At 42.2% G+C, this 24210-nt stretch carries 20 protein-coding genes; 19 read left to right on the top strand and 1 reads right to left on the bottom strand.

Annotation, left to right across the window (positions count from 1 at the left end):
- Positions 1-103 precede the first annotated feature (103 nt).
- Both aceB and aceA read left to right on the top strand, forming a co-directional pair.
- Positions 104-1696: a malate synthase A gene (gene aceB / locus ABOA58_RS19875; protein ID WP_350299687.1), complete on the top strand. Its 1593-nt coding sequence runs from the start codon at positions 104-106 to the stop codon at positions 1694-1696.
- A 39-nt stretch (positions 1697-1735) separates the two neighbouring features.
- Complete coding sequence (aceA, locus tag ABOA58_RS19870) at positions 1736-3019, top strand: isocitrate lyase (protein WP_350302917.1); 1284 nt, start codon at positions 1736-1738, stop codon at positions 3017-3019.
- Positions 3020-3106: 87 nt separating this feature from the next.
- Here aceA and ytvI read toward each other — a convergent pair whose 3' ends face one another.
- A complete protein-coding gene (ytvI, locus tag ABOA58_RS19865) occupies positions 3107-4231 on the bottom strand; it encodes a sporulation integral membrane protein YtvI (RefSeq protein ID WP_350299686.1) in 1125 nt (374 codons plus the stop codon).
- Positions 4232-4423: 192 nt separating this feature from the next.
- Between ytvI and ABOA58_RS19860 the strand changes: the two genes are divergently transcribed.
- The 17 genes from ABOA58_RS19860 to dnaI all read left to right on the top strand — a co-directional run bounded on the left by ABOA58_RS19860 (position 4424) and on the right by dnaI (position 24145).
- Positions 4424-4885: a DUF441 domain-containing protein gene (locus ABOA58_RS19860; protein ID WP_350299685.1), complete on the top strand. Its 462-nt coding sequence runs from the start codon at positions 4424-4426 to the stop codon at positions 4883-4885.
- A 538-nt stretch (positions 4886-5423) separates the two neighbouring features.
- Positions 5424-6539, top strand: a complete 1116-nt coding sequence (gene citZ, locus ABOA58_RS19855) for a citrate synthase (RefSeq protein ID WP_048681140.1) — start codon at positions 5424-5426, stop codon at positions 6537-6539.
- Between the two features lie 95 nt (positions 6540-6634).
- A complete protein-coding gene (gene icd / locus ABOA58_RS19850; RefSeq protein WP_342605834.1) occupies positions 6635-7951 on the top strand; it encodes an NADP-dependent isocitrate dehydrogenase in 1317 nt (438 codons plus the stop codon).
- A gap of 122 nt (positions 7952-8073) precedes the next feature.
- Complete coding sequence (mdh, locus tag ABOA58_RS19845) at positions 8074-9009, top strand: malate dehydrogenase (RefSeq protein ID WP_350299684.1); 936 nt, start codon at positions 8074-8076, stop codon at positions 9007-9009.
- A gap of 241 nt (positions 9010-9250) precedes the next feature.
- Positions 9251-9970, top strand: a complete 720-nt coding sequence (locus tag ABOA58_RS19840) for a response regulator transcription factor (protein ID WP_101222903.1) — start codon at positions 9251-9253, stop codon at positions 9968-9970.
- Positions 9967-11745 carry a two-component system histidine kinase PnpS gene (gene pnpS, locus ABOA58_RS19835; protein WP_350299683.1) on the top strand — a complete coding sequence of 593 codons (1779 nt, stop codon included), beginning with the start codon at positions 9967-9969 and terminating at the stop codon, positions 11743-11745. Before ABOA58_RS19840 ends, pnpS begins: the two co-directional genes overlap by 4 nt.
- A gap of 444 nt (positions 11746-12189) precedes the next feature.
- The gene (gene hflK, locus ABOA58_RS19830; RefSeq protein ID WP_350302916.1) at positions 12190-13224 is read left to right on the top strand and encodes an FtsH protease activity modulator HflK; all 1035 of its coding nucleotides are present in this window, start codon (positions 12190-12192) and stop codon (positions 13222-13224) included.
- Positions 13221-14153 carry a protease modulator HflC gene (gene hflC, locus ABOA58_RS19825; RefSeq protein WP_350299682.1) on the top strand — a complete coding sequence of 311 codons (933 nt, stop codon included), beginning with the start codon at positions 13221-13223 and terminating at the stop codon, positions 14151-14153. Before hflK ends, hflC begins: the two co-directional genes overlap by 4 nt.
- A gap of 126 nt (positions 14154-14279) precedes the next feature.
- On the top strand, positions 14280-16904 hold the full coding sequence (gene polA / locus ABOA58_RS19820; RefSeq protein WP_350299681.1) for a DNA polymerase I: 2625 nt from the start codon (positions 14280-14282) through the stop codon (positions 16902-16904).
- A 19-nt stretch (positions 16905-16923) separates the two neighbouring features.
- The gene (gene mutM / locus ABOA58_RS19815; protein ID WP_350299680.1) at positions 16924-17754 is read left to right on the top strand and encodes a DNA-formamidopyrimidine glycosylase; all 831 of its coding nucleotides are present in this window, start codon (positions 16924-16926) and stop codon (positions 17752-17754) included.
- Positions 17755-17833: 79 nt separating this feature from the next.
- Positions 17834-18466, top strand: a complete 633-nt coding sequence (gene ytaF / locus ABOA58_RS19810) for a sporulation membrane protein YtaF (protein WP_034309090.1) — start codon at positions 17834-17836, stop codon at positions 18464-18466.
- A 21-nt stretch (positions 18467-18487) separates the two neighbouring features.
- Positions 18488-19087, top strand: a complete 600-nt coding sequence (gene coaE / locus ABOA58_RS19805) for a dephospho-CoA kinase (protein ID WP_350299679.1) — start codon at positions 18488-18490, stop codon at positions 19085-19087.
- A gap of 159 nt (positions 19088-19246) precedes the next feature.
- Entirely contained in the window at positions 19247-20284 is a 1038-nt protein-coding gene (locus ABOA58_RS19800) for a glyceraldehyde-3-phosphate dehydrogenase (protein ID WP_350299678.1), read from the top strand.
- A 347-nt stretch (positions 20285-20631) separates the two neighbouring features.
- Positions 20632-21012 (top strand): adenosylmethionine decarboxylase, encoded by a 381-nt coding sequence (gene speD, locus ABOA58_RS19795; protein WP_034311443.1) that lies wholly within the window; start codon positions 20632-20634, stop codon positions 21010-21012.
- Between the two features lie 269 nt (positions 21013-21281).
- The gene (gene nrdR, locus ABOA58_RS19790; RefSeq protein WP_034309080.1) at positions 21282-21743 is read left to right on the top strand and encodes a transcriptional regulator NrdR; all 462 of its coding nucleotides are present in this window, start codon (positions 21282-21284) and stop codon (positions 21741-21743) included.
- A 58-nt stretch (positions 21744-21801) separates the two neighbouring features.
- A complete protein-coding gene (locus ABOA58_RS19785) occupies positions 21802-23220 on the top strand; it encodes a replication initiation and membrane attachment family protein (protein ID WP_350299677.1) in 1419 nt (472 codons plus the stop codon).
- Positions 23207-24145, top strand: a complete 939-nt coding sequence (dnaI, locus tag ABOA58_RS19780; RefSeq protein ID WP_241594395.1) for a primosomal protein DnaI — start codon at positions 23207-23209, stop codon at positions 24143-24145. The genes ABOA58_RS19785 and dnaI overlap by 14 nt, the downstream gene beginning before the upstream one ends.
- The last annotated feature ends 65 nt before the right edge of the window (positions 24146-24210 follow it).

The following is a 24210-nucleotide window of genomic DNA, read 5'->3' as shown; positions in this document are numbered from 1 at the left end:
AAAAACTGGTGACAAATTTATACAACGTGTTATATAATACAAACAGGAAATAAAACAACTGTATTATAACATAGGAGAGTTGGAAAGGATGTGGAGAGGCAACATGATTACGGAAGCAAAAGGCTTACAAATTACAGGCAGCATTAAGCCAGGATATGAACAAATACTTACAACGGATGCTCTTCAATTCATCGAAAGAATTGAACGGCATTTCAGTGGAAGAAGGGCAGAACTTCTGGAACGTCGGAAAAGCGTTCAGGAAGAACTGAATCAAGGCAAGCTTCCTGATTTCCTTGAAGAAACGATGCATATTCGTGAAAGTGATTGGACAATTGCGCCCCTCCCGAATGATTTGCAGGACCGCAGGGTTGAAATCACTGGACCTGTCGATCGTAAAATGATCATTAATGCCATGAACTCAGGTGCCAATGTATTCATGGCGGACTTTGAAGATGCCAATTCGCCCACTTGGGAGAATTGCATTGATGGTCAATTGAATCTGCGCGATGCAATCCGCGGAACCATTTCATTTAAAAATCCAAATGGCAAAGTGTATGAATTAAATGAAAGAACAGCTGTCCTAAAGGTAAGGCCGCGCGGCTGGCATTTAGAGGAAAAACATGTCCTTTTGGATGGACAGCCTATATCAGCCAGCATTTTTGACTTTGGACTGTACTTTTACCACAACGCAAAAGCATTGATTGAAAAACAAAGCGGTCCATACTTTTACTTACCAAAATTGGAAAGCCATCTCGAAGCAAGATTATGGAATGAAATATTCGTATATGCACAGAACGATTTGAGAATTCCGCAAGGAACCATCAAGGCAACGGTCTTGATAGAAACGATTCTTGCTGCATTCGAAATGGATGAAATTCTGTACGAGCTGAAAGAACATTCGGCAGGCCTGAACTGTGGCCGCTGGGATTATATCTTTAGTTTCCTGAAAAAATTCCGTCACTCGGATGATGTTATCTTCCCAGATCGGCAGCAGGTCACGATGACCGTCCCGAATATGAGGGCGTATTCCCTGCTGGCAATCAAAACATGTCACACTCGTAATGCTCCTGCAATTGGCGGGATGGCCGCGCAAATTCCTGTTAAAAATGATCCGGTTAAGAACGATGAGGCTTTTGCGAAAGTAAGGGCAGATAAAGAACGCGAAGCAAGAGACGGTCATGATGGAACATGGGTTGCCCACCCAGGTATGGTAAGCACGGCAAAAGAGGTTTTTGACCTGCTCGTCCCAAAACCCAATCAAATTTTCCGAAAACGGGAAGATGTCCATGTAACAGCTCAAGAGCTGCTTGCTGTACCGGAAGGAACGATCACAGAGGCAGGATTAAGGACGAATATTAACGTAGGCATCCAATATATCGCTTCTTGGCTAAGCGGCAGGGGTGCGGCACCCATCAATAACTTAATGGAAGATGCTGCAACCGCTGAAATTTCAAGGGCTCAAGTCTGGCAATGGATCCGTCATCCAAAAGGCATTCTCGAAGATGGCAGGAAAATAACCGAGGAATTATTCCATCAAATCAAAGAAGAAGAATTGGCGGTCATTAAATCGGAAGTAGGGGAAGAAACTTTCATATCAGGAAAGTTTGAAGAGTCTACTAAACTATTTGAACAATTGATTGAAGCGGATGACTTTGCAGATTTCTTAACAAACGCGGCATACGAAAAATTATCTTAATATTCAAAAAAATACGATATAAATTAGGAGGAAATAATGATGAAGAATGAGAGAGCGCAAAAATTACAACTAAGCTGGGAAAATGACTCACGGTGGACTGGAATCAAGCGTCCTTATACGGCCGAAGAAGTTATTAAACTAAGGGGTTCCATCGATATTGAACAAACATTGGCACGTCGTGGTTCTGAAAAACTATGGAATCTATTAAATACAGAGGATTTCATCAATGCATTAGGAGCATTGACTGGTAACCAGGCCATGCAGCAGGTGAAAGCTGGTTTAAAAGCAATCTACTTAAGCGGCTGGCAAGTGGCGGCAGATGCTAACATCGCAGGGCAAATGTACCCTGACCAAAGTTTATATCCAGCCAACTCCGTACCGCAAGTGGTTAAACGCATTAATCAAACACTTCAGCGTGCAGACCAAATCAGCTTTGCTGAAGGAAAAGATGATATCGATTGGTTCGCTCCAATCGTGGCAGATGCTGAAGCTGGCTTTGGCGGTTCCCTTAACGTCTTCGAATTAATGAAAGGCATGATTGAAGCTGGAGCGGCAGGCGTTCACTTTGAAGACCAGCTTTCTTCCGAGAAAAAATGTGGTCACCTAGGCGGTAAAGTCCTTCTTCCAACCCAAACGGCAGTACGGAATTTAGTTTCCGCCCGATTGGCAGCCGACGTAATGGGTACACCGACTATCTTGATTGCCCGTACGGATGCTGATGCTGCAGATTTGATCACCGATGATATTGATCCGGTCGATGCACCATTCATCACGGGTGAAAGGACTCCAGAAGGATTCTACCGCACGAACGCAGGTCTTGACCAAGCAATTGCAAGAGGTCTTGCTTATGCTCCATATGCCGACCTTATCTGGTGTGAGACTTCTGAACCTAATCTAGCGGATGCTCGCCGCTTTGCCGAAGCGATCCATGCAGAGTTCCCGGGCAAACTGCTTGCTTACAATTGTTCCCCATCATTTAACTGGAAAGCGAAATTAAGTGATGAAGAGATTGCCAATTATCAAGTGGAATTGGGTAAATTAGGTTATAAATTCCAATTCGTTACACTTGCAGGCTTCCACTCATTGAATCATAGCATGTTCAACCTTGCTCTTGGTTATAAAGAACGCGGCATGGCTGCATACTCAGAACTTCAACAAGCGGAGTTCGCTAGTGAGCCCGACGGCTATACAGCAACACGTCATCAGCGTGAAGTGGGAACTGGTTACTTTGATGAAGTGGCACAAGTCGTTTCTGGTGGAACATCATCCACAACAGCACTTGCAGGTTCCACTGAAACAGAACAATTCGAGACGTCAAAATAATTTTAGCTTAAAACCAAAGATCCGCCTTGTACCCAAGGCGGATTTTAAAATGGAAATCGGTGAATGCTAAGGATATTCTTGATCAACTTAAGTGGTTTTCTTTGTATCCCCGATGATGAAAGTCCATATGGCCTTGAAGACATTTGCACGCTGAAGTGTATTGAATATGACAAGCACTACAGGTCCTGCAATCAGACCTAGGAAACCGATCAATTTGAAGCCGATGAATAAGGCGATGAGAGTGGCAAGCGGATCCAAACCAATACTGGAAGAAAGTACTTTTGGTTCTATTAGCTGACGTTGGACAACGACGATTATGTAAAGGACGGACAAACCGATTGCGAGACTTGTATTGCCGGCGATGAATTCAAAGATGATCCATGGAATGAAAATCGTACCTGTCCCTAAATAGGGGATGATATCGACCAGCCCGCATATCAGGGCAATGGTAATTGAATAATTCACCCCTAAAATGAGAAATCCGATTAAAATCGTGACAGTCGTCAATGAAACAAGAGTGAATTGTGCCCGGATAAATCCGAACAAAGCCCTTTTTAAATCCTTGAATAAACGCTTTGCATCCGCAAAAATCTTATCAGGCAACACTTTTCCGGTCATTCGGCCAAAGGTATCCCAATCTTTGCTGATGAAGAAAGTGCCCAGCAGTGTAAAAAGGAGTGCTGTTGCTGTAGTTGGAAACCATCCGATGATTGTGGGGATGTTCTTCAAGAAAGCTTGAATGAAGCCGCTTACTCCGGTAGTGATGGACTCACCGATATTTTGGATATTCTTGAGGACTGTATCTTGCTGTTCGATATCCAAATTATTGAACATGGCAGCTATTTGATTATATAAAGGGATGACGGTGGTCGCGATGTATGTTTCTATATAATCCACGATGGTTTCAATGTGTTTCGGGATGACTCCGGCAAGGTAATTGGTTCCTGAAATGATCTCGGCAACCAGTAAGGTGATAAGACCTGCAAATAAAAGGAAAATGAGTAACAGGGAAACGAATACAGCCAACCCTCGGGGCAGCCTCCCTTTCCTTTCGAAAAAAGTGACCAGGGGATTCATCAAGAAAGCGATTATCATGGCAATGATGAATGGATATGTATATTTAGATAAATAAAACACGGCAATCCCGCCTAAAATTACCCCTCCAACGACCAGTAAAGAGCGAATGAAACGATACATATATACCGGATTCAAGTCATATCCTCCTTCAATCATAAAGTTTGTATTATAATTGTAACGATGATGGAAAAGAAAGGAAAGATTCTTTCATCTTTCGGCTTAACTTTTTTCGCCGATGCATCGTTCCATAAATCATTTTTCTCCTAGGAAACAAGGGAGTTTGTTATGTTAAAATAACAAAAAAGAAAGGAAGAAGGTGAAGGGATAATGATCAACGGTCCTGTCGTATTTTTAATTCTGCTTGCTGCAATCGGTTGGTTTGGGAAAAATACCTCACTGATCATGGCTGCGGGTTTTCTTTTAATCATGAAACTGATTGGCCTTGATGCCAAAGTGTTTCCATACCTGGAAGCGAAAGGAATAAACCTGGGCGTTACGATCATCACGATTTCCGTACTCATACCAATAGCAAACGGGGCGATAGGTTTCAAGGAACTAGGAGATGCGATAAAATCTCCTTATGCCTGGATTGCGCTTGCATCTGGAATAGCCGTTGCGCTCATAGCAAAGAATGGGATTACGCTCCTGTCACATGATCCGCACATTACCACGGCTCTTGTTTTTGGGACGATTCTTGCGGTCGCATTATTCAAAGGTGTGGCTGTCGGTCCGTTAATCGGGGCGGGAATTGCTTATTTATGCATGCAGGTCTTCAATTTCTTTAAATGAAGCGAGTGGCTAAGGGTAGAAAAGTCAGTCAGTCCTGGGAATATAGATTTTCTATTTAATGTTTCGTTTATTCTGCTTTGGGGCGAATTTTCAAAAAACCGTTATGAATCGCATTAAAATAAGCAAGAGAATATGTAGCTAATTTTTCTAATAAAATAATAATTTTTTCACATTTTAAGTGCTTTTCATTCCCAAAAAAGTGTTTATTGTTTATAATAATCATGTAACTGCTCTGATTTATTAAAATTGGGATTCCGAATATCATTGATATTTTTGAGGAATCTTAAAAAAAAGATGTAGTTATTGAGCAAGCGCTCACTAGGAATAGCTACAAGCATTATTTTTAGAATTTCGTATTAAAGATTATCGTACATTTTATATTGTTGGAGTCATATTCTGTGAACGCTTCCAATACAAGATGTATGTCTTCTGCTAAAAAATAGATGGTTGTTTACAAAAGCTAATTTCTTGGAAGCGCTACATTTATACGCTAATAGCAAGGGCATAGGGGAATATCTAGGAAAAGGAGAGATTTAGTATGACAGCAACAAAAGGTCTTGAAGGTGTGGTAGCAACAACTTCATCAGTAAGCTCCATTATCGATGACACATTAACGTATGTAGGTTATGACATCGATGATTTGGCTTCAAACGCAACATTCGAGGAAGTAATCTATCTTTTATGGCACGGAGCTCTTCCGAACAAAAGCCAACTAGAAGAATTAACTAAACAACTTGCTGAAAATGCTGAAATTCCAGCTGAAGTGGTAAATCACTTTAAAACATACCCAATTGATAAAGTACATCCAATGGGAGCTCTTCGCACTGCAGTATCTCTTCTTGGTCTTTATGATGAAGAAGCAGATGTAATGAGTGAAGAAGCTAACTATCGTAAAGCAATCCGCATCCAAGCAAAAATCCCTACATTGGTAACAACTTTCGCTCGCGTCCGTCAAGGGAAAGAAGCTGTTGCTCCACGTACAGATTTAAGCTTTGCTGCTAACTTCTTATATATGTTAAGCGGTAACGAACCAACGGCAATCGAAGAAGAAGCATTCAACAAAGCATTGGTTCTTCATGCTGACCATGAATTAAACGCTTCTACATTCACTGCACGCGTTTGTGTGGCAACATTAGCTGATATCTATTCTGGTGTAACTGCTGCCATCGGCGCTTTAAAAGGCCCACTTCACGGCGGAGCTAACGAACAAGTCATGAAAATGCTTACAGAAATAGGTTCAGTTGATAACGTTGAGCCATATATCAACGAAAAATTAGCCAATAAAGAAAAAATCATGGGCTTTGGCCACCGTGTATACCGTAAAGGTGATCCTCGTGCTAAACACCTTAAAGAAATGTCACAAAAACTGACTGAACTTACTGGACAACCGCAATATTATGATATGTCCATCAAAATTCATGAAATCGTAACCGGTCAAAAAAATCTTCCGCCGAACGTGGATTTCTATTCTGCTTCCGTATACCATAGTTTAGGTATCGAGCATGACCTATTTACACCAATCTTTGCTGTAAGCCGTGCTTCAGGCTGGATCGCTCATATCCTTGAGCAATATTCAAACAACCGCCTTATCCGCCCGCGTGCAGAGTATGTTGGACCAGGTATGCAAAAATATGTACCGATTGAAAACCGCTAATTAAAAGTTTTTTCGAAAAATCATTTTTTATTTCATCGAATTTGTAGTAAATTAATAGATGTGAGTAAAAAAGGTTAGTGGTTCTGCCTCATTTAATGGCAGGCCATCTAACCTTTGAATTTGAATCGGAGGTAAGAGACATGACACAAAGCCAAAAAATCACAGTTACTAACGGTGCTCTTAACGTACCAAACAACCCAATCGTTCCTTATATTGAGGGAGACGGAATCGGTCCTGATATCTGGGCTGCAGCATCCCGCGTTTTAGACGCAGCAGTTGAAAAAGCTTACAATGGCGAAAAGAAAATCGAATGGAAAGAAGTTTTAGCTGGACAAAAAGCATTTGACCAAACGGGCGAATGGCTTCCACAAGAAACTCTTGATGTCATTAACGAATACCTAATCGCTATTAAAGGACCTCTTACAACTCCAATCGGCGGCGGTATCCGCTCATTGAACGTTGCATTGCGTCAAGTTTTGGACTTATTCGTATGTCTTCGTCCAGTACGTTACTTTGATGGTGTACCTTCACCTGTTAAACGTCCAGAAGACACTGACATGGTCATCTTCCGTGAAAACACTGAAGACATCTATGCTGGTATTGAATATGCAAAAGGTTCTGACGAAGCTAAGAAATTAATCGACTTCCTGCAAAATGAATTCGGCGTTACAAACATCCGTTTCCCTGAAACTTCAGGTATCGGTATCAAACCGATTTCAGAAGAAGGAACAAAACGTCTTGTTCGCTCTGCACTTAACTATGCGATCAAAGAAGGCCGTAAGTCATTAACGCTTGTTCATAAAGGTAACATCATGAAATTCACTGAAGGTGCATTCAAAACTTGGGGTTATGAAGTTGCAGAACAAGAATTCGCCGATAAAGTGTTCACATGGAACCAATATGACAAAATTAAAGATGCTGAAGGCACAGAAGCTGCTAACAAAGCTCAATCTGCTGCTGAAGCTGAAGGCAAAATCATCGTTAAGGATTCCATTGCTGATATCTTCTTACAACAGATCCTGACTCGTCCTAAAGAGTTTGATGTTGTTGCAACAATGAACTTGAACGGAGATTACATTTCTGATGCATTAGCTGCACAAGTTGGCGGAATCGGTATCGCTCCAGGAGCAAACATCAACTACGAAACTGGACATGCCATCTTCGAAGCAACTCACGGAACGGCTCCTAAATATGCTGGTCTTGATAAAGTTAACCCATCTTCAGTTCTTCTTTCAGGCGTTCTTTTACTTGAGCACCTTGGCTGGAACGAAGCTGCAAACAGCATCACAAAATCAGTGGAACAAACAATCGCTTCTAAAGTTGTTACATACGACTTTGCCCGCCTAATGGAAGGTGCAACAGAAGTTAAATGTTCTGAGTTCGCAGACGAGCTTATCAAAAACCTTAAATAATTCATTATATGCTTTCTGGAAAAGTGCCTGAACGGGCTGCTTTTCCAGGAGGCTTATATATATTTTCAAGAGAATGTTAAAAGTATTCCAAAAGTATTTATATATTTTAAGGAGGAAATAACATGTCTAAACGTAAAAAAATCACAGTGGTAGGTGCTGGATTCACTGGCGCTACAGCTGCATTCCTTGCAGCTCAAAAAGAACTTGGTGATATCGTTTTGGTTGATATTCCGCAAGCTGAAAACCCTACAAAAGGTAAAGCCCTTGATATGGCGGAAGCGGGACCTGTTCTAGGTTTCGATGCTAATATCATCGGTACATCCGACTATGCAGAAACTGCTGATTCCGACGTAGTGATCATCACTGCCGGAATTGCCCGTAAGCCCGGCATGAGCCGTGACGACTTAGTTCAAACTAACCAAAAAGTCATGAAATCAGTAACTAAAGAAGTAGTTAAATATTCCCCTAATACAACAATCATCGTTTTGACTAACCCTGTAGATGCAATGACTTACACTGTATACAAAGAATCTGGTTTCCCTAAAGAACGTGTTATCGGACAATCAGGTGTACTAGATACAGCTCGTTTCCGCACTTTCGTAGCTCAAGAATTAAACTTATCCGTTAAAGATGTAACTGGTTTCGTACTTGGCGGACATGGAGACGATATGGTCCCTCTAGTGCGTTACTCTTATGCAGGCGGAATTCCTTTGGAAACATTGATCCCTCAAGATCGTTTAGAAGCAATAGTAGCTCGTACCCGCACTGGCGGAGGAGAAATCGTAAACCTTCTTGGAAACGGAAGCGCATATTATGCACCAGCTGCATCTCTAGTGGAAATGGCTGAAGCGATCCTTAAAGATCAACGTCGCGTTCTTCCATCCATCGCTTATCTTGAAGGTGAATACGGCTTTGAAGGTATTTACCTTGGAGTGCCGACTGTACTTGGTGCAAACGGTATTGAACAAATCATCGAACTTGATTTAACTGAAGATGAAAAGGCTGCACTTTCAAAATCAGTCGAATCAGTTAAAGCTGTTATGCAAGTCCTTCAATAAGAGATCATGTACAGACTGCCCGGATATTGGAAGAAAAGGCCAAGGCCTTTTTCCGACTCCGGGCAGTTTTTTAATCCGCTTCAAAAGAACCCTGGAACTTATAATCTCCCTGCTGAAGATAGGAATTACTTTATTTCCGTTTTTTTTATGTGTAATTTTCATATAATATTCTTTATAATGGAATTGGATGAGTAGACCAAGGAATTGGTCTTTTGGGTAATACATAATTCAGGAGGATCTAATGTCAAAGAAAATTCTCGTAGTGGATGATGAGCAATCAATAGTTACCTTACTTCAGTACAATTTAGAACAATCAGGCTATACGGTTATCACAGCTTTGGATGGAGAACAAGGGCTGGAGGCTGCCGTGGATATACGCCCCGATTTAGTGGTATTGGATTTGATGCTGCCTAAAATGGACGGGCTTGAAGTATGCAAGCAGCTTCGCCAGCAAAAAATCAATATACCGATCTTGATGCTGACAGCTAAGGACGATGAATTTGACAAGGTGCTGGGACTGGAACTAGGGGCGGATGATTACTTGACCAAGCCATTTAGCCCCAGGGAGGTAGTGGCACGGATTAAAGCCATTTTAAGAAGATCGCAGTTGCAATCGAACGGAAGTGAGTCAAGTCAGGATCAGGAAGATGGTCTCTTGAAATTAGGGGAATTGAAAGTGTTCCCGGAACGATACGAAGCATTCTTTGATGAACAGCAATTAGAATTGACTCCAAAGGAATTTGAATTACTTTTATACTTGGCGAAGAATAAAGGAAGAGTGCTGACCAGAGATCAACTGCTCAGTGCGGTATGGAATTATGATTTCGCGGGAGACTCACGGATCGTCGATGTCCATATTAGCCATCTTCGTGAAAAAATAGAGAAAGATACAAAAAAACCTCTCTATATTAAAACGATAAGGGGCTTGGGGTATAAGCTTGAGGAGCCTAAAAAAGAATGACGACCTATCGTAAAAAGCTCTTATATACCCTCATCACATTGGTGATGGTCGTCCTGATGGCCGTGGGCTTTTTATTAGGACACTTGTTCAAAAGTTATTATATTAAAACGTTCAATGAGCGTATACAGAACGAAACATTTTTCATTTCTACATATATTCAGGAGCATGGGGGAATCGAGTCCTTTTTGGAAAAAGGGAAAACGGCAAAATTGACACCCCTTTTAGATTCGAATTTAACCATTCTCTCTACGAGTGGGGAAATATTATACGATTCGACATCATCCAATGAAATACTTAAAAGCCATGCCAATGTCCTTCGCAAAATAACTTTGGAAAAAGGGCTTAAGCATGGGGAAGGGTATGAAGTGGTCGAAGGGGAATCGGACCTCCATTATTATTGGAAGACGGTTGAAAAGGACGGCGAGATTGAAGGCTTTGTCGTCCATAGCAATGAAATAGAGGCCATCCATCAAGTGAATAAACAAATGTGGCAAATATTGATCATTTGTTTAGGGGTTGCCTTGATCATCATTCTCATGCTTGCGAGTAAAATCACTTCATATTATACCCGTCCGATCGAAGAGGCGACGATGGCAGCCATCGAACTGGCAAAAGGGAATTATGGAACCCGGACATTCGGGCGGCATTCCGATGAAACGGGAATGCTGACAACTTCCTTGAACATATTGGCGAGGAACCTTCAGGAAACAGAGGTAGCAAGGGAAATGAATCAGGATCGTTTGGAAGCACTTGTTGAAAATATCGGTAGCGGGGTCTTGCTGATAGACAGTAAAGGATATACGACCTTAATCAACCGGGAATTCAAGAAAAGCTTCCATGTGAACGCCGCTACGTTTTTGTTTCAGGAATATTATTCGGTCATTAAAGATCAGGAAGTGATAGCCATCATCGAAGAGATCTTTCGAACGGAAAAAACGATAAAACGACAGGTGAAGATACCGCTTGCCATAGAACGAAAGCATTTTGAGATTTACGGGGCGCCCATTATCGGGAATCATGATGAATGGAAGGGGATCCTCCTCATTTTCCATGATATCACCGAATTGAAAAGGCTCGAGCAGATGCGGAAGGATTTCGTGGCTAATGTGTCCCATGAATTGAGGACTCCGATCACCTCCATTAAAGGCTTTTCTGAAACATTGTTAGATGGCGCCTTAAAAGACGAAAAGACCCTAAAGCACTTTTTATCGATTATCCTGAAAGAAAGTGACCGGCTGCAAGAACTCATTCAGGAGCTTCTGAATTTATCCAAAATGGAGCAACAGGAATTCGTTTTAAACGCAGGGGTCGTGGATATTACGAAAGTACTTGGCGAAATACAAGAGATGCTTATAGGCAAGCTGAAGGAAAAAGAAGTATCCCTTGAAATTAAAACATCACCGGAACCAGTATTCATTGAAGGGGAATCTGACAGGATCAAACAGGTTTTCATCAATTTGATTACGAACGCATTGACCTATACACCAAATGGCGGCAGGGTCACCGTTGACATCATTGAAAATGAACAGACCGTCGATATTACAGTTCAAGACAGCGGGATCGGCATCGAAGAAAAAGAACTGCCAAGGATCTTTGAACGGTTTTACCGGATCGATAAGGCGAGGAGCCGAGATTCAGGAGGAACGGGCATTGGACTGGCAATAGTCAAGCATATAATAGAAGTCCATAAAGGTAAAATCAACGTGGAAAGCACACCTGGAACCGGGACGACTTTTACAGTCACCTTAAATAAAAGCTTAAAAGGGAAAATGTAGCGGGTATCTTATTTACATGTCCTTTACAATTCCTTAAAACGGACTTCATAATGCAGGGGTACAATGGTTGTACAACCCCTCATCCAAGGAGTTAAACATTGACAGAGACATAGTCTCTGTTTGATTTTGTAGTAGTTCAATCTAAATTTTAAAGCAAAGATGATTGGAACAGGTGAGCGAAACTCCTGTAGGAATAGCCCGTCCAAGGAGAACCTACAGGTACAAAGGACGGAACGCGAGTGCCCTACGTTGCAATCAACATTCAAATTGTACAAAACCCTAAAAAACTGTAGGCAGAGACATAGTCTCTGTCTTTTAATTTTGGCTATATTCCCCGGGAACCATTCCTCTATCCTATTTTCCTGGGAAAATATTTGATTTTTATGAAACTTTAGGCCCTTTCTTGCGTAAATAAGATATAACTGCAAAGAAGGGGTGATACATATCGTTAGCTTAAAAAGGATATATACAATCACAGGACTTGTCTTTCTTATTTTAATTTTAGGTGTAGTTGCGATATCGACCTGGTACACGGTTGATGAATCTGATCAAGCTGTCATAATGACGTTTGGTAAAGTGGAGGAGACGATAACGGAACCAGGACTTCACTTTAAACTGCCTTGGCCCATTCAATCGGTCGAGAAATTATCCAAAGAAACATTCAGTCTTAAATTTGGATATAAGGAAGAGGATGGAGAGGTGACGGATTACCCGAGTGAGACCAAAATGATTACGGGTGATGAAAATATTGTGCTGGCCGACCTAGTGGTTCAGTGGAAAATCACCGACCCTCCAAAATATCTATACAATGCAGAAGATCCAGAAAAAATATTATACGATACGACTTCAGCTGCATTACGGAGCATAATCGGCAGCACGAAAATCGATGATGCCCTTACATCTGGTAAAGCGCAAATCGAAGCGGATGTACGCGATTTATTGTCACAGCTAATGGAGAAATATGATGTCGGAATTTCCATATCTGCGGTTAAACTCCAGGACGTGGAGTTACCTAATGAAGAAGTGCGGAAAGCATTTACCAATGTAACGGATGCCCGGGAAACGGCGAATACGAAAATCAACGAAGCGGATAAATATGAAAATAAGCGTATGAATGAAGCGGAAGGGGAAAAAGATGCCCTCATTTCACAGGCTAATGGAGATAAAGCTGCCCGTACGGAAGCTGCCCGCGGGGATGTAGCGGTCTTTGAAAAATTACTCAGTGAGTATAAGGGCAATAAGGGGATTACGAAGGACCGCCTTATTATTGAGACCCTTGAGGAAGTATTGCCGAATGCAGAGATTTATATTATGAATGATGACGGAAACACAATGAAGTACTTGCCGCTTCGCTCACTTGAAAAGGAGGAAACGAAAAAAACTCCTGCCCCTGATGAAGCCGCTATACCTGAAGAAGAAACGAAAAAAGGGAATGCATCGGAAGAAAAAGCGACAGGGGAAGGGGGCTCTAAACAATGAGTGGAAAAATAATAGATTTCTCTGAACTCAAAAAAGGGAATTTTCATTGGAGGGGCTATGTGAGATTCGGCATTTTCCTGATTATTATCATCGCGCTACTGCTAATCATCTTCACCAATGTCTATATCGTCAAAGAGGGAGAATACAAGGTCGTCCGCCAATTCGGTGAGGTGGTAAGGATCGATAAGACCCCGGGATTGAAGGCGAAGGTGCCATTCATTCAGAGTGTCGTGACCTTGCCGAAGTATCAAATGACTTCCGATGTTTCAGAAGCGGAAATCAATACGAAAGATAAAAAGCGGATGCTGATCGACAACTATGCCGTTTGGAGAATAGAAGATCCGAAGAAATTGATTACAAATGCAAGGACACTTGAGAATGCCGAAACGAAAATGGAAGAGTTCATCTATTCGGCAGTTCGTTCAGAGCTGGGCCAGCTGAATTATGATGAGATCATCAATGATGAGAAGTCATCCAGGGGAAGTTTAAACGACCGCATAACCGAAAAAGTCAACGATCTGCTGCAAAAGGACAGTTATGGCATCAGCCTGACGGATGTCCGGATTAAGCGTACTGACCTGCCTGCCGAAAACGAAGCATCCGTCTTCAAGAGGATGATTTCCGAGCGGGAATCGAAAGCGCAAGAATACCTATCAAAAGGTGATGCGAAGAAAAATCGTATCATCGCGGATACCGATCGGAAAGTGAAAGAATTGCTCTCTACTGCAGAGGCTGATGCAGAAGTGATCAGGGCTGAAGGAGAAGGGGAAGCAGCGAAAATCTATAATAAGTCGTTTTCCAAAGACCCCGAATTTTATAAACTATACCGGACTCTTGAATCCTACAAAAAAACGATCGGAGATCAAACGGTCATCGTTCTTCCTTCGGATTCCCCTTATGCCAGCTTGTTAATGGGAAATACTAAATAACCTTGATGCCGTCATTTTTCTTTCCGCTTCTACTCATGGTAGAATAGAGAAGGAAAATGAACGGCTTTTTGCGTTTTATATAGAAGCTATAACTACATAAATCTGTATGACTGGAGGAAGACGGATTTGGATAAAAAGCTAGTACTCATAGATGGAAACAGCATTGCATACCGTGCGTTTTTTGCGCTTCCGCTCTTGAATAATGATAAGGGTGTCCATACGAATTCCGTGTACGGATTCACCATGATGCTCAACCGCATTCTTGAAGAAGAAAAGCCAACGCACATACTTGTGGCATTCGATGCGGGTAAAACGACATTCAGACATGCATCATTTAAAGAATATAAGGGGGGGCGCCAAAAAACGCCGCCAGAATTATCGGAGCAATTCCCTTTCATTCGCGAGCTGCTTGATTGTTTTCAAATAAAAAGGTATGAACTGGAGAACTACGAAGCCGATGATATTATCGGTACGCTGTCTTTACAAGCGGAAAAAGATGGTTTTGAAGTGAAGGTCATTTCCGGTGATAAGGATTTAACACAATTATCCTCCCCTAGTACGACGGTTTCCATCACGAAAAAGGGGATTACTGAAATTGAGGAATACACTCCAAAGCATATACATGAAAAATATGGTCTATCCCCTTTGCAAATCATAGATTTAAAAGGGCTGATGGGAGATGCCTCCGATAATATCCCCGGTATTCCGGGTGTTGGTGAAAAGACTGCCCTTAAATTATTGCATCAATTTGAAACGGTTGAAAACCTTCTGCAGTCGATTGAAGAGGTTAGCGGACAGAAATTGAAAGAGAAAATAGAAGAACATAAAGACCTAGCCTTATTAAGCAAAGAGCTGGCTACAATAACGAGGGAAGCGCCGCTTGAAGTTTCCGTAAACGAGACCGAGTATACTGGCATGGATCAGGATCGAGTCATCTCATTCTATAAGGAGCTTGGCTTTTCGACTTTGCTCGATAAATTGGATGTAACGGAAAGTGCGCCGCTTGAACAGGAAAAGATTGAGGTTCACTCGGCTGAAATGACAGAAGGGATGTTTGCCGATGAAAGTGCTTTGTATGTTGAAATTTTAGAAGATAATTATCATCGTGCCGATATAATAGGGATCGCCATCAGTAATGAACAAGGTCATTTTTACTTCCATGGAGATGATGCTCTGAGTTCCGGTGCCTTTAAATCCTGGGCAGAGGATGAAACAAAAAAGAAAACGGTTTTCGATGCGAAGCGTACGGTTGTGGCACTTCGCCATCGAGGAGTCGAAATAAAAGGCATCGATTTTGATGTATTTTTGGCATCCTATATCCTGGATCCGGCAGAGTCAGTGGACGAAGTGGCAGAAATCACGAAAACTCAAGGTGCTATCCGCCTTGAAACGGATGACGTTTTTTATGGAAAAGGTGCAAAACGCAAAATACCTGAGGAAGCGGAATTGAGGGAGCATATCGCCAGAAAAGCGAAGGCGATTCTGTCCCTGAAAGAACCGATGATTGATAAGCTGCAAGAGTTCGAGCAATTTCACCTATTTACGGAACTGGAGCTACCACTATCGATCATCCTGGCCAATATGGAATGGCAGGGAATCAAGGTGGATATAGGTCGACTGAAAAACATGGGACAGGAAATAGCCATTCGCTTAAGAAACATCGAGGCACGAATTTTTGATTTGGCTGGAGAGGCGTTCAATATCAATTCACCTAAACAGCTTGGGGCCATCCTGTTTGAAAAGTTGGAGCTTCCTGTCATGAAGAAAACTAAAACAGGTTATTCGACGTCAGCCGATGTGTTGGAAAAACTGGAGAGCAAGCATGATATCGTTAAGGAGATACTATTGTATCGCCAGCTTGGTAAGTTGCAATCCACTTATATTGAAGGGTTGCTTAAGGTGGTCAATGGTAAAACGGACAAGGTGCACACCCGGTTCAACCAAGCATTGACCCAGACCGGCCGTTTAAGCTCAACAGATCCCAATCTGCAGAATATCCCGATCAGACTGGAAGAAGGAAGGAAAATCAGGCAGGCCTTCATTCCTTCCGAAAAGAATTGGATCATTTTTGCTGCCGACTACTCCCAGATCGAGCTGCGCGTTCTGGCGCATATCGCCAATGACAGCGGATTGGTGGAAGCATTCCAGGCCGGGATGGACATCCATACAAAGACAGCCATGGATGTGTTCCATGTATCGGCAGAGGAAGTCACTTCGAACATGAGGCGCCATGCCAAAGCGGTCAACTTCGGAATCGTTTATGGTATAAGTGATTACGGACTATCGCAAAGTCTTGGCATTACGAGAAAAGAAGCTGGAGAGTTCATCGAGAAGTATTTAAGAAGCTTTCCTGGTGTTCAGGAATATATGGAAGAAAGCATACATGAGGCCCGTCAAAAAGGGTATAGCACGACTCTGATGCAAAGGAGGCGCTATATACCTGAGATAACAAGCAGGAATTTCAACATAAGGAGCTTTGCCGAACGGACAGCAATGAACACGCCGATTCAGGGCAGCGCCGCGGATATCATCAAGCTTGCCATGATAAACATGAATAAGCGCCTGAAAAGTGAAGGGCTTAAAACGAGAATGCTTCTTCAGGTGCATGATGAATTGATTTTTGAAACCCCTCCTGAGGAACTGGAAATCCTTAAAGTGATCGTTCCGGAGGAAATGGAAAATGCCATTGAATTGAACGTGCCCCTTAAAGTGGATTATGCTTTCGGGCCAACATGGTTTGATGCCAAATAATATAAGATAGGTGATTGCAATGCCAGAACTTCCAGAAGTGGAAACAGTCAGAAGAACGTTAGAGCAGCTCATACTCGGAAAAGAGATCAAGGAAGTGTCCGTCTTCTGGCCAAAGATCATTAAAGCACCTGAACCTGTCGAACAGTTTCAGGATGCTTTAAGGGGACAGACGATAAGGGGAATAGGCCGTCGGGGCAAGTTCCTCATTTTCACCTTGGATGATTATTCGATGGTTTCGCATTTAAGAATGGAGGGGAAATACGGCGTGCATCCAAAAGAAGAGCCGTATGATAAGCATACCCATGTGATCTTCACTTTCACTGATGGCAGTGAACTTCGGTACAGGGATGTCCGGAAATTCGGAACGATGCATCTATTTGCCAAAGGGGAAGAACTTGATCGGCTGCCCCTGTTGCATTTAGGGCCGGAACCGTTGTCTGAAGATTTTACTGTCGAGGGGCTAAGTAGGAAGCTGGCAAGAACCAACAGGAAAATCAAGCCCGTTCTCCTTGATCAAACGGTTGTCGTAGGGATTGGGAATATATATGTGGACGAGTCGTTATTCCGCTCCCGTATCCATCCGGAGAGAATCGCTTCTTCACTCTCATTGCAGGAAATCAAGACGTTGCATGCTGAAATCATTGCGACTTTAGGGGAAGCTGTGGAAAAAGGCGGAAGTACGATTCGTTCATACATTAATTCCCAAGGGCAAATCGGCATGTTTCAGTTGGAACTGAATGTTTATGGACGAAAAGGCGAGAACTGCAAAGCATGCGGCACGCCCCTTGAGAAACTGGTTGTTGCAGGACGGGGTACACATATTTGCCCGTTATGCCAGCCGCTTAAATAGGTAATGTTTTTAAAAACACATCGGATGGGCTCCTTCCATATACTAGGGTAGCAACGTGTAGGGAAGGAGTAATATTCCGATGTGGCTACAAATTATTTTTCTCGCTTTTGCAGTTAGTATTGACGGATTTGGCGTAGGTTTGACATTCGGTATGCGGAAGATGAAAATCCCCTTAAGGTCAATAGCGGTCATCTCATTTTGTTCTGCATTGAGTTTAGGTATAGCGATGGTCATCGGACAATTCATCAGTCAGCTCATATCTATCGGGGCGGCTGAAAAAACAGGCGGCATCATCCTCATTTTTCTTGGTGCCTGGATGGTATACCAGTATTTTAAGCCTGAAAAAGATTTGAAAGATGATAGATATCATGAAAAGATCATCTTTAATTTTGAAATTAAATCACTTGGGGTAGTGATTAATATTTTACAAAAACCATTGAATGCCGATTTTGATAAATCAGGTACGATTACAGGTGTTGAAGCGCTTGTTCTGGGGTTTGCACTTTCGCTGGATGCGTTCGGGGCCGGAGTAGGAGCGGCTATGATCGGGATTTCACCCATCATCCTCGCAGGGTGCATCGCTGTTATGAGTTCGATTTTCATTTGGAGCGGAATTCAAAGCGGGAAATTGCTCTCAAATAATAAAGTTGTCCAGCATTTGACCTTTCTTCCAGGTGTACTATTGATTATCATCGGTTTATTCAAGTTATGATAAGTTTAAAAGGGGGAGCTTATGGGACAAATCATCGGAATCACCGGAGGTATTGCCAGTGGGAAAAGCACCGTCAGCCTCTATTTACAGGAACTCGGATTCACGATTGTCGATGCTGATCTGGCTTCCCGTGCTGTCGTTGAGCCAGGTGAAGAAGCCTATCACCAAGTTGTGAAGGCATTTGGTGAAGATATCTTATTGACGGATGGGAATATAGATCGCGTAAAGCTCGGGTCGATTATATTTAATGATCAAGAAAAGAGATTGCTATTGAATGGCATCGTTCATCCTGCCGTCAGGAATTGGATGCGGCTGAAAACGGAAGCGGCACTATCATCAGGAGAAGAAACGGTGTTCATGGATATTCCGCTCCTATTCGAAAGCAAGCTGACATTCATGGTGGATAAGACGCTTTTGATCTATGTGGATGAGCAAGTTCAATTGCAGCGATTAATGAACAGGAATGGTCTTTCGGAGACGGAGGCACTTGCCAGGATCAATTCGCAAATGCCCTTGGCTGATAAAAAGGCTTTAGCGGATGCCGTCATCGATAATAATGGGGACATTAATGAAACGAAGCGGCAAGTGAAGTCCATACTTAGCGAATGGTATGTCATATAATCATGATAAAAAGAAGAAACCGCCCGGTTTCTTCTTTTTATGTTGAAAAAATAAGAACAATCCGCATTTTTATTAGCACAATTCCCTTGAATTATGTTATACTAATTACATGCGAAAGGTAATAAGTATAACACTAATATTTTCTGGAGGGTCCGAACAATGAATTCAAGAATAGCGATTAACGGATTTGGGAGAATTGGAAGAATGGTTTTCCGAAAAGCCATATTAGATGAGAGTTTGGACATTGTTGCCATTAATGCAAGCTATCCAGCTGAAACTTTAGCACACTTACTAAAATATGATACGATACATGGTAAATTCGACGGTATCATTATAGCTGAAGATGATTCACTAGTAGTGAATGGCCGCCGAGTAAAACTAATAAATAACCGCGATCCAAAGCTATTGCCTTGGAAAGAGATGAACATAGATATTGTAATTGAAGCCACTGGTAAATTCAATGATCGTTCTAAAGCGGCTCTTCATTTAGACGCAGGAGCAAAAAGAGTTATTTTATCAGCCCCGGGTAAAAATGAAGACGTTACCATTGTAATGGGAGTAAATCAGGAAGTGCTGGAAATTGACAAGCATTTCGTCATATCCAATGCATCTTGTACAACGAACTGCCTTGGACCGGTTGCAAAAGTGCTTGATGAAAAATTTGGCATAAACAACGGTTTAATGACAACGATACATTCTTATACAAATGATCAAAATAATATCGATAACCCGCACAAAGACTTGAGACGTGCCCGTGCCGCTGCGGAAAGCATGATTCCTACGACTACAGGAGCTGCAAAAGCCATCTCACTAGTTTTGCCGCAATTAAAAGGCAAGCTTCATGGAATGGCGATACGCGTACCGACACCTAACGTATCTTTAGTCGATCTTGTTGTGGATTTAAACTGTGATGTCACGATTGATGAAGTGAACCAAGCCTTCATCGATGCTTCAGAAAATGAACTCAAAGGAATCATGGAATTCACGATGGAACCTTTAGTTTCCAGTGATTTCAAAACGAATCCACACTCTGCAATCATCGATGGGTTGACGACGATGATGATCGGGGACAGGAAAGTGAAAGTCCTTGCATGGTATGATAATGAGTGGGGTTACTCCAACCGGGTAGTGGACCTAGTGAAATTGGTTGGCTCAGAGTTGAAAAAAACTTCAGAAGTCGAATTATCAGTAAAATAAAAAGAAAAAGCCGAGCCTGCTAAAATTTTTTAGCGGGCTATTTTTAATACAGTGATCAATCAATTCCTTGCTGCTTTAAGGCGCTGAATAAACCAGAATACAGAATTTGCTCCAATCGCAATATCCCTATTACATATAAAGTTTATCTTTCCAAAAATTCAATTTGGAGTTGCAAAAAAAATTCAAACCATATATACTATGAATCGTGAACTTCTTCAATAGCGGTTTGCATGATGGCTACTTAAAGGGTTAGGACCTCTTTGGACTAACTTTCCCCCGTGGTAGTTATCAGAACTTATTTTTAAATCATGGTAAGGGGGAAGCTTAATATGGAAACAGCTTACACTATGGAAACTATGGGTAGACACGTCATTTCTGAACTTTGGGGTTGTGACTTTGAAAAACTGAACAATATCGATTTAATTGAAAAGATTTTTGTTGATGCTGCTTTAAAATCAGGTGCAGAGGTACGAGAAGTTGCCTTTCACAAATTTGCTCCACAAGGAGTCAGCGGGGTTGTCATCATTTCTGAATCACACTTAACGATTCACAGTTTTCCAGAACACGGCTATGCGAGCATTGATGTCTATACATGCGGTAACTTGGATCCGAATATTGCGGCAGATTATATTGCAGAAGCTTTGAATGCGCAAACACGTGAAAACATAGAATTACCACGTGGATTAGGTCCTGTACAAATGAAAAAAGCCAATATAAGTGCCCTATAAAAAACACGTATACACAGAGATGCCATGGGTGCATCTCTTTTTTAATGCAATCAATCGGCAGTCTGCTCCCCTTATAGGGGAGGATGCCCTTGCAGCATAAAGACTTTGACAACGGTGCTTCAACGGCAGAACAAAAAGTGCCTGCTGCCGGAAGTTACACTTTTTACTTGTACTGGCCGTTCCATTTAATATAAGATTAAGATAGAGAAGTAATTCCTTGGGGAACATTTAGATAGGGGAGTCCTACATAAAATACGGAGCTGATAATGATGAAATGCCCATCATGTCAATATAACGGAACAAGAGTGCTCGATTCCAGGCCAGTCGATGAAAGTAAATCGATTCGACGACGCCGTGAATGTGAGGCATGTGGTTTTCGATTCACGACATTTGAAAAGGTGGAGGAAACACCGCTTATTGTAGTGAAAAAGGGCGGGACGCGGGAAGAGTTCAGTCGTGATAAAATCCTGCGTGGCTTAATCAGGGCTTGCGAAAAACGTCCGGTTCCCTTGAAAGAACTAGAGCAAATTACCAGTTATGTAGAAAAAGAACTACGCAACCAGGGCATATCGGAAGTGAAAAGCGACAGTGTCGGCGAGATGGTGATGGACAAGCTGGCAGAAGTCGATGAGGTTGCCTATGTAAGGTTCGCATCCGTCTATCGACAATTTAAAGACATCAATGTCTTTATCGATGAATTGAAAGATTTGATAAATAAAGAAAGAAAGTAGAGCTGAAGATTCACTTTGGCTCTTTTTTCACTACATCTTTTGAAAGGTTTGAATGGAGATGTCAAAGCATTGGCAAGAATTGCTCCCAGCTGATTCATATTTGGTCTCATCTGCGGGGCTGCTTCATGACTATGATCGGAAAATACTTACCCGACTATATCAACCTCTTATTGGACCTATATGCATTAGCCTATATATGACGTTATGGAGTGAGTTGGAGGAGAACAGGTTATGGTCGGAAACCTCCTCACATTATCAATTAATGAATACCATCGGCCTTAAGTTAGCTGATATTTACGAAGCCCGGCTTTTACTTGAGGGAATCGGTTTGTTGAATGTATATAAGAAATCGAAAAATGAAACGAAGGAATTCATCTATGAGTTAAACCCGCCGCTTTCCCCCCAGCAGTTTTTCACGGATGGAATGCTGAATATTTACTTATACAAAAAAATCGGTAAAGCGCAATTCAACCGGTTAAAGAGATTCTTTTGTGATGACCATATCTTAACCGATCAATATGAAGGTGTGACTAAATCTTTTGCGGAAGTGTTCTCATCAGATCATTTGGATTCTTTATATGTAACGGATGAAGCGAAAAATGAATGGCAACCGATGCCTGAACAGCAATACATCGATCGGACTGAAGGCGTCGAGCCATCGGGGTTTGATGACTTATTTGATTTTGACCTTTTATTTGCCGGGATGAAATCCTCGATCGTACCGAAAAAGGCCTTTACTCCGAAAATAAAAAATACGATTGCCAAACTTGCTTTTTTATATGGCATCGATCCGCTTGAAATGCAAAAACTAGTAATGGATGCCGTTTCATTGGATGATGAGATCGATGAGGAAGTGCTCAGAAAGGCGGCAAGGGACTGGTATCAGATTGAACGACAGGCCGATATGCCTTCCCTTGTCAATCGGGTGCAGCCGATTCGTGAACGGACACAAAAAGAGGAACCGAAAACACAGGAACAAGAGTTAATCCGTCATTTGGAGACGATTTCCCCAAGGGAGCGGCTGATGCAATTGTCTGGCGGTGCAGAGCCATCAAGCGGTGATTTGAAAGTCGTTGAGGGCGTGATGATCAATCAAAAGCTGAATCCGGGTGTCGTCAATGTCTTGATTGAATATGTCATGCTCAAAACGGATATGAAGTTCACGAAGGGCTATGTCGAAAAGCTGGCAGGCCATTGGGCACGACTGAAGGTCTCCACGGTGGTCGAGGCGATGGAGCTGGCTAAAAATGAACATAGGAAATATCAGGACTGGGCTCAGGGAAGCAGGAATGCTGCGAAGGGCAGCCGGAAAAAGGCGATACGGGAAGAAGTGGTTCCGGAGTGGCTTGAGAAAAAAGAAGAAGCACAGCAGGAGCAGAATGCAGATCAGCCTGAATTGGATGCCCAGAAACGCGAGCTTCTGGAGAAATGGAAGCAGTGGAAAGCAGGAGGTGAAATGAACGATGGAAAAGATTAATAGGTCCCTTAATAAATTGGCCAATACAAATCAATTTCAACAGCGTTATGAAAAGCTGAAACAGGAGATTTTTGAAAACGAACAAGTGCGGTTATTTATGAATGCCAACAGCTCGACGGTCACGAAGGAAATGATTGATAAAAACTTGGGGAAGCTTTATGAGTTCACTTCACAAAGCAATAAGTGTGATAAATGTCCGAGCTTGGATGGCTGCATCAATATGATGCAAGGGTATTATCCTAAATTGGTGGTTCAAGGGAAAGCCCTGAACCTGCATTATGAAGTCTGCCCGCGGAAATTGGCAGAGGATGAAAAGCGGAAACGGGAAAAGTTGATCCGCAGCCTGTATGTACCGAAGGATATTTTAAAGGCGAGCATTGAAGACTTTACCCAAACGGATAATGAAAACAAACGCTTGTCTGTTTTAAGTAAAGCGATGTCGTTCATTATGGAATATGAGCCAGGTAAAAGGCAAAAAGGCTTATATATATATGGGAAATTCGGTGTTGGGAAAACGTACTTATTAGGTGCGATCGCCAATGAACTTGCAAAAAGGCAAATTTCCTCCCTTATTGTCTATGTACCTGATTACTTGAGGGAACTTAAGGGATCGATAGGTGATAATACGGTCAATGAAAAAATTGAAATGGTGAAAACGGCACCTGTCCTCATGCTTGATGATATTGGAGCGGAGTCCATGACGAGCTGGGGACGCGATGAGGTTTTTGGTCCGATTTTGCAATTTAGGATGCTGGAAAACCTGCCGACGTTTTTCACTTCGAATTTTGACTTGAATGGCCTGGAGAACCACCTGACCTTTTCACAGCGTGGTGAGAAGGAAGAAGTGAAGGCGGCCAGGGTACTGGAAAGAATTCAATATTTAGCTGAGCCGGTCAAGCTTGATGGCGTGAATCGGAGAAGATGAAGAAAAGTGGTCTCTTAATGGAGGTCACTTTTTTCTTCTTACAAGGCCCATCCTACTTCTAAACA

It is taken from the genome of Peribacillus frigoritolerans (assembly GCF_040250305.1).
GTDB lineage: Bacteria > Bacillota > Bacilli > Bacillales > DSM-1321 > Peribacillus.
The sequence above is the reverse complement of the archived record's forward strand: the minus strand, read 5'-3'. Positions and strand labels throughout refer to the sequence as shown.

Excerpts from the sequence above, each read along its gene's own strand:
- aceB (WP_350299687.1), top strand. The coding sequence starts at position 104 with ATGATTACGGAAGCAAAAGGCTTACAAATTACAGGCAGCATTAAGCCA.
- aceA (WP_350302917.1), top strand. The coding sequence starts at position 1,736 with ATGAAGAATGAGAGAGCGCAAAAATTACAACTAAGCTGGGAAAATGAC.
- ABOA58_RS19860 (WP_350299685.1), top strand. The coding sequence starts at position 4,424 with ATGATCAACGGTCCTGTCGTATTTTTAATTCTGCTTGCTGCAATCGGT.
- citZ (WP_048681140.1), top strand. The coding sequence starts at position 5,424 with ATGACAGCAACAAAAGGTCTTGAAGGTGTGGTAGCAACAACTTCATCA.
- icd (WP_342605834.1), top strand. The coding sequence starts at position 6,635 with ATGGCAGGCCATCTAACCTTTGAATTTGAATCGGAGGTAAGAGACATG.
- mdh (WP_350299684.1), top strand. The coding sequence starts at position 8,074 with ATGTCTAAACGTAAAAAAATCACAGTGGTAGGTGCTGGATTCACTGGC.
- ABOA58_RS19840 (WP_101222903.1), top strand. The coding sequence starts at position 9,251 with ATGTCAAAGAAAATTCTCGTAGTGGATGATGAGCAATCAATAGTTACC.
- pnpS (WP_350299683.1), top strand. The coding sequence starts at position 9,967 with ATGACGACCTATCGTAAAAAGCTCTTATATACCCTCATCACATTGGTG.
- hflC (WP_350299682.1), top strand. The coding sequence starts at position 13,221 with ATGAGTGGAAAAATAATAGATTTCTCTGAACTCAAAAAAGGGAATTTT.
- mutM (WP_350299680.1), top strand. The coding sequence starts at position 16,924 with ATGCCAGAACTTCCAGAAGTGGAAACAGTCAGAAGAACGTTAGAGCAG.
- ytaF (WP_034309090.1), top strand. The coding sequence starts at position 17,834 with ATGTGGCTACAAATTATTTTTCTCGCTTTTGCAGTTAGTATTGACGGA.
- coaE (WP_350299679.1), top strand. The coding sequence starts at position 18,488 with ATGGGACAAATCATCGGAATCACCGGAGGTATTGCCAGTGGGAAAAGC.
- ABOA58_RS19800 (WP_350299678.1), top strand. The coding sequence starts at position 19,247 with ATGAATTCAAGAATAGCGATTAACGGATTTGGGAGAATTGGAAGAATG.
- speD (WP_034311443.1), top strand. The coding sequence starts at position 20,632 with ATGGAAACTATGGGTAGACACGTCATTTCTGAACTTTGGGGTTGTGAC.
- nrdR (WP_034309080.1), top strand. The coding sequence starts at position 21,282 with ATGAAATGCCCATCATGTCAATATAACGGAACAAGAGTGCTCGATTCC.
- ABOA58_RS19785 (WP_350299677.1), top strand. The coding sequence starts at position 21,802 with ATGTCAAAGCATTGGCAAGAATTGCTCCCAGCTGATTCATATTTGGTC.
- dnaI (WP_241594395.1), top strand. The coding sequence starts at position 23,207 with ATGGAAAAGATTAATAGGTCCCTTAATAAATTGGCCAATACAAATCAA.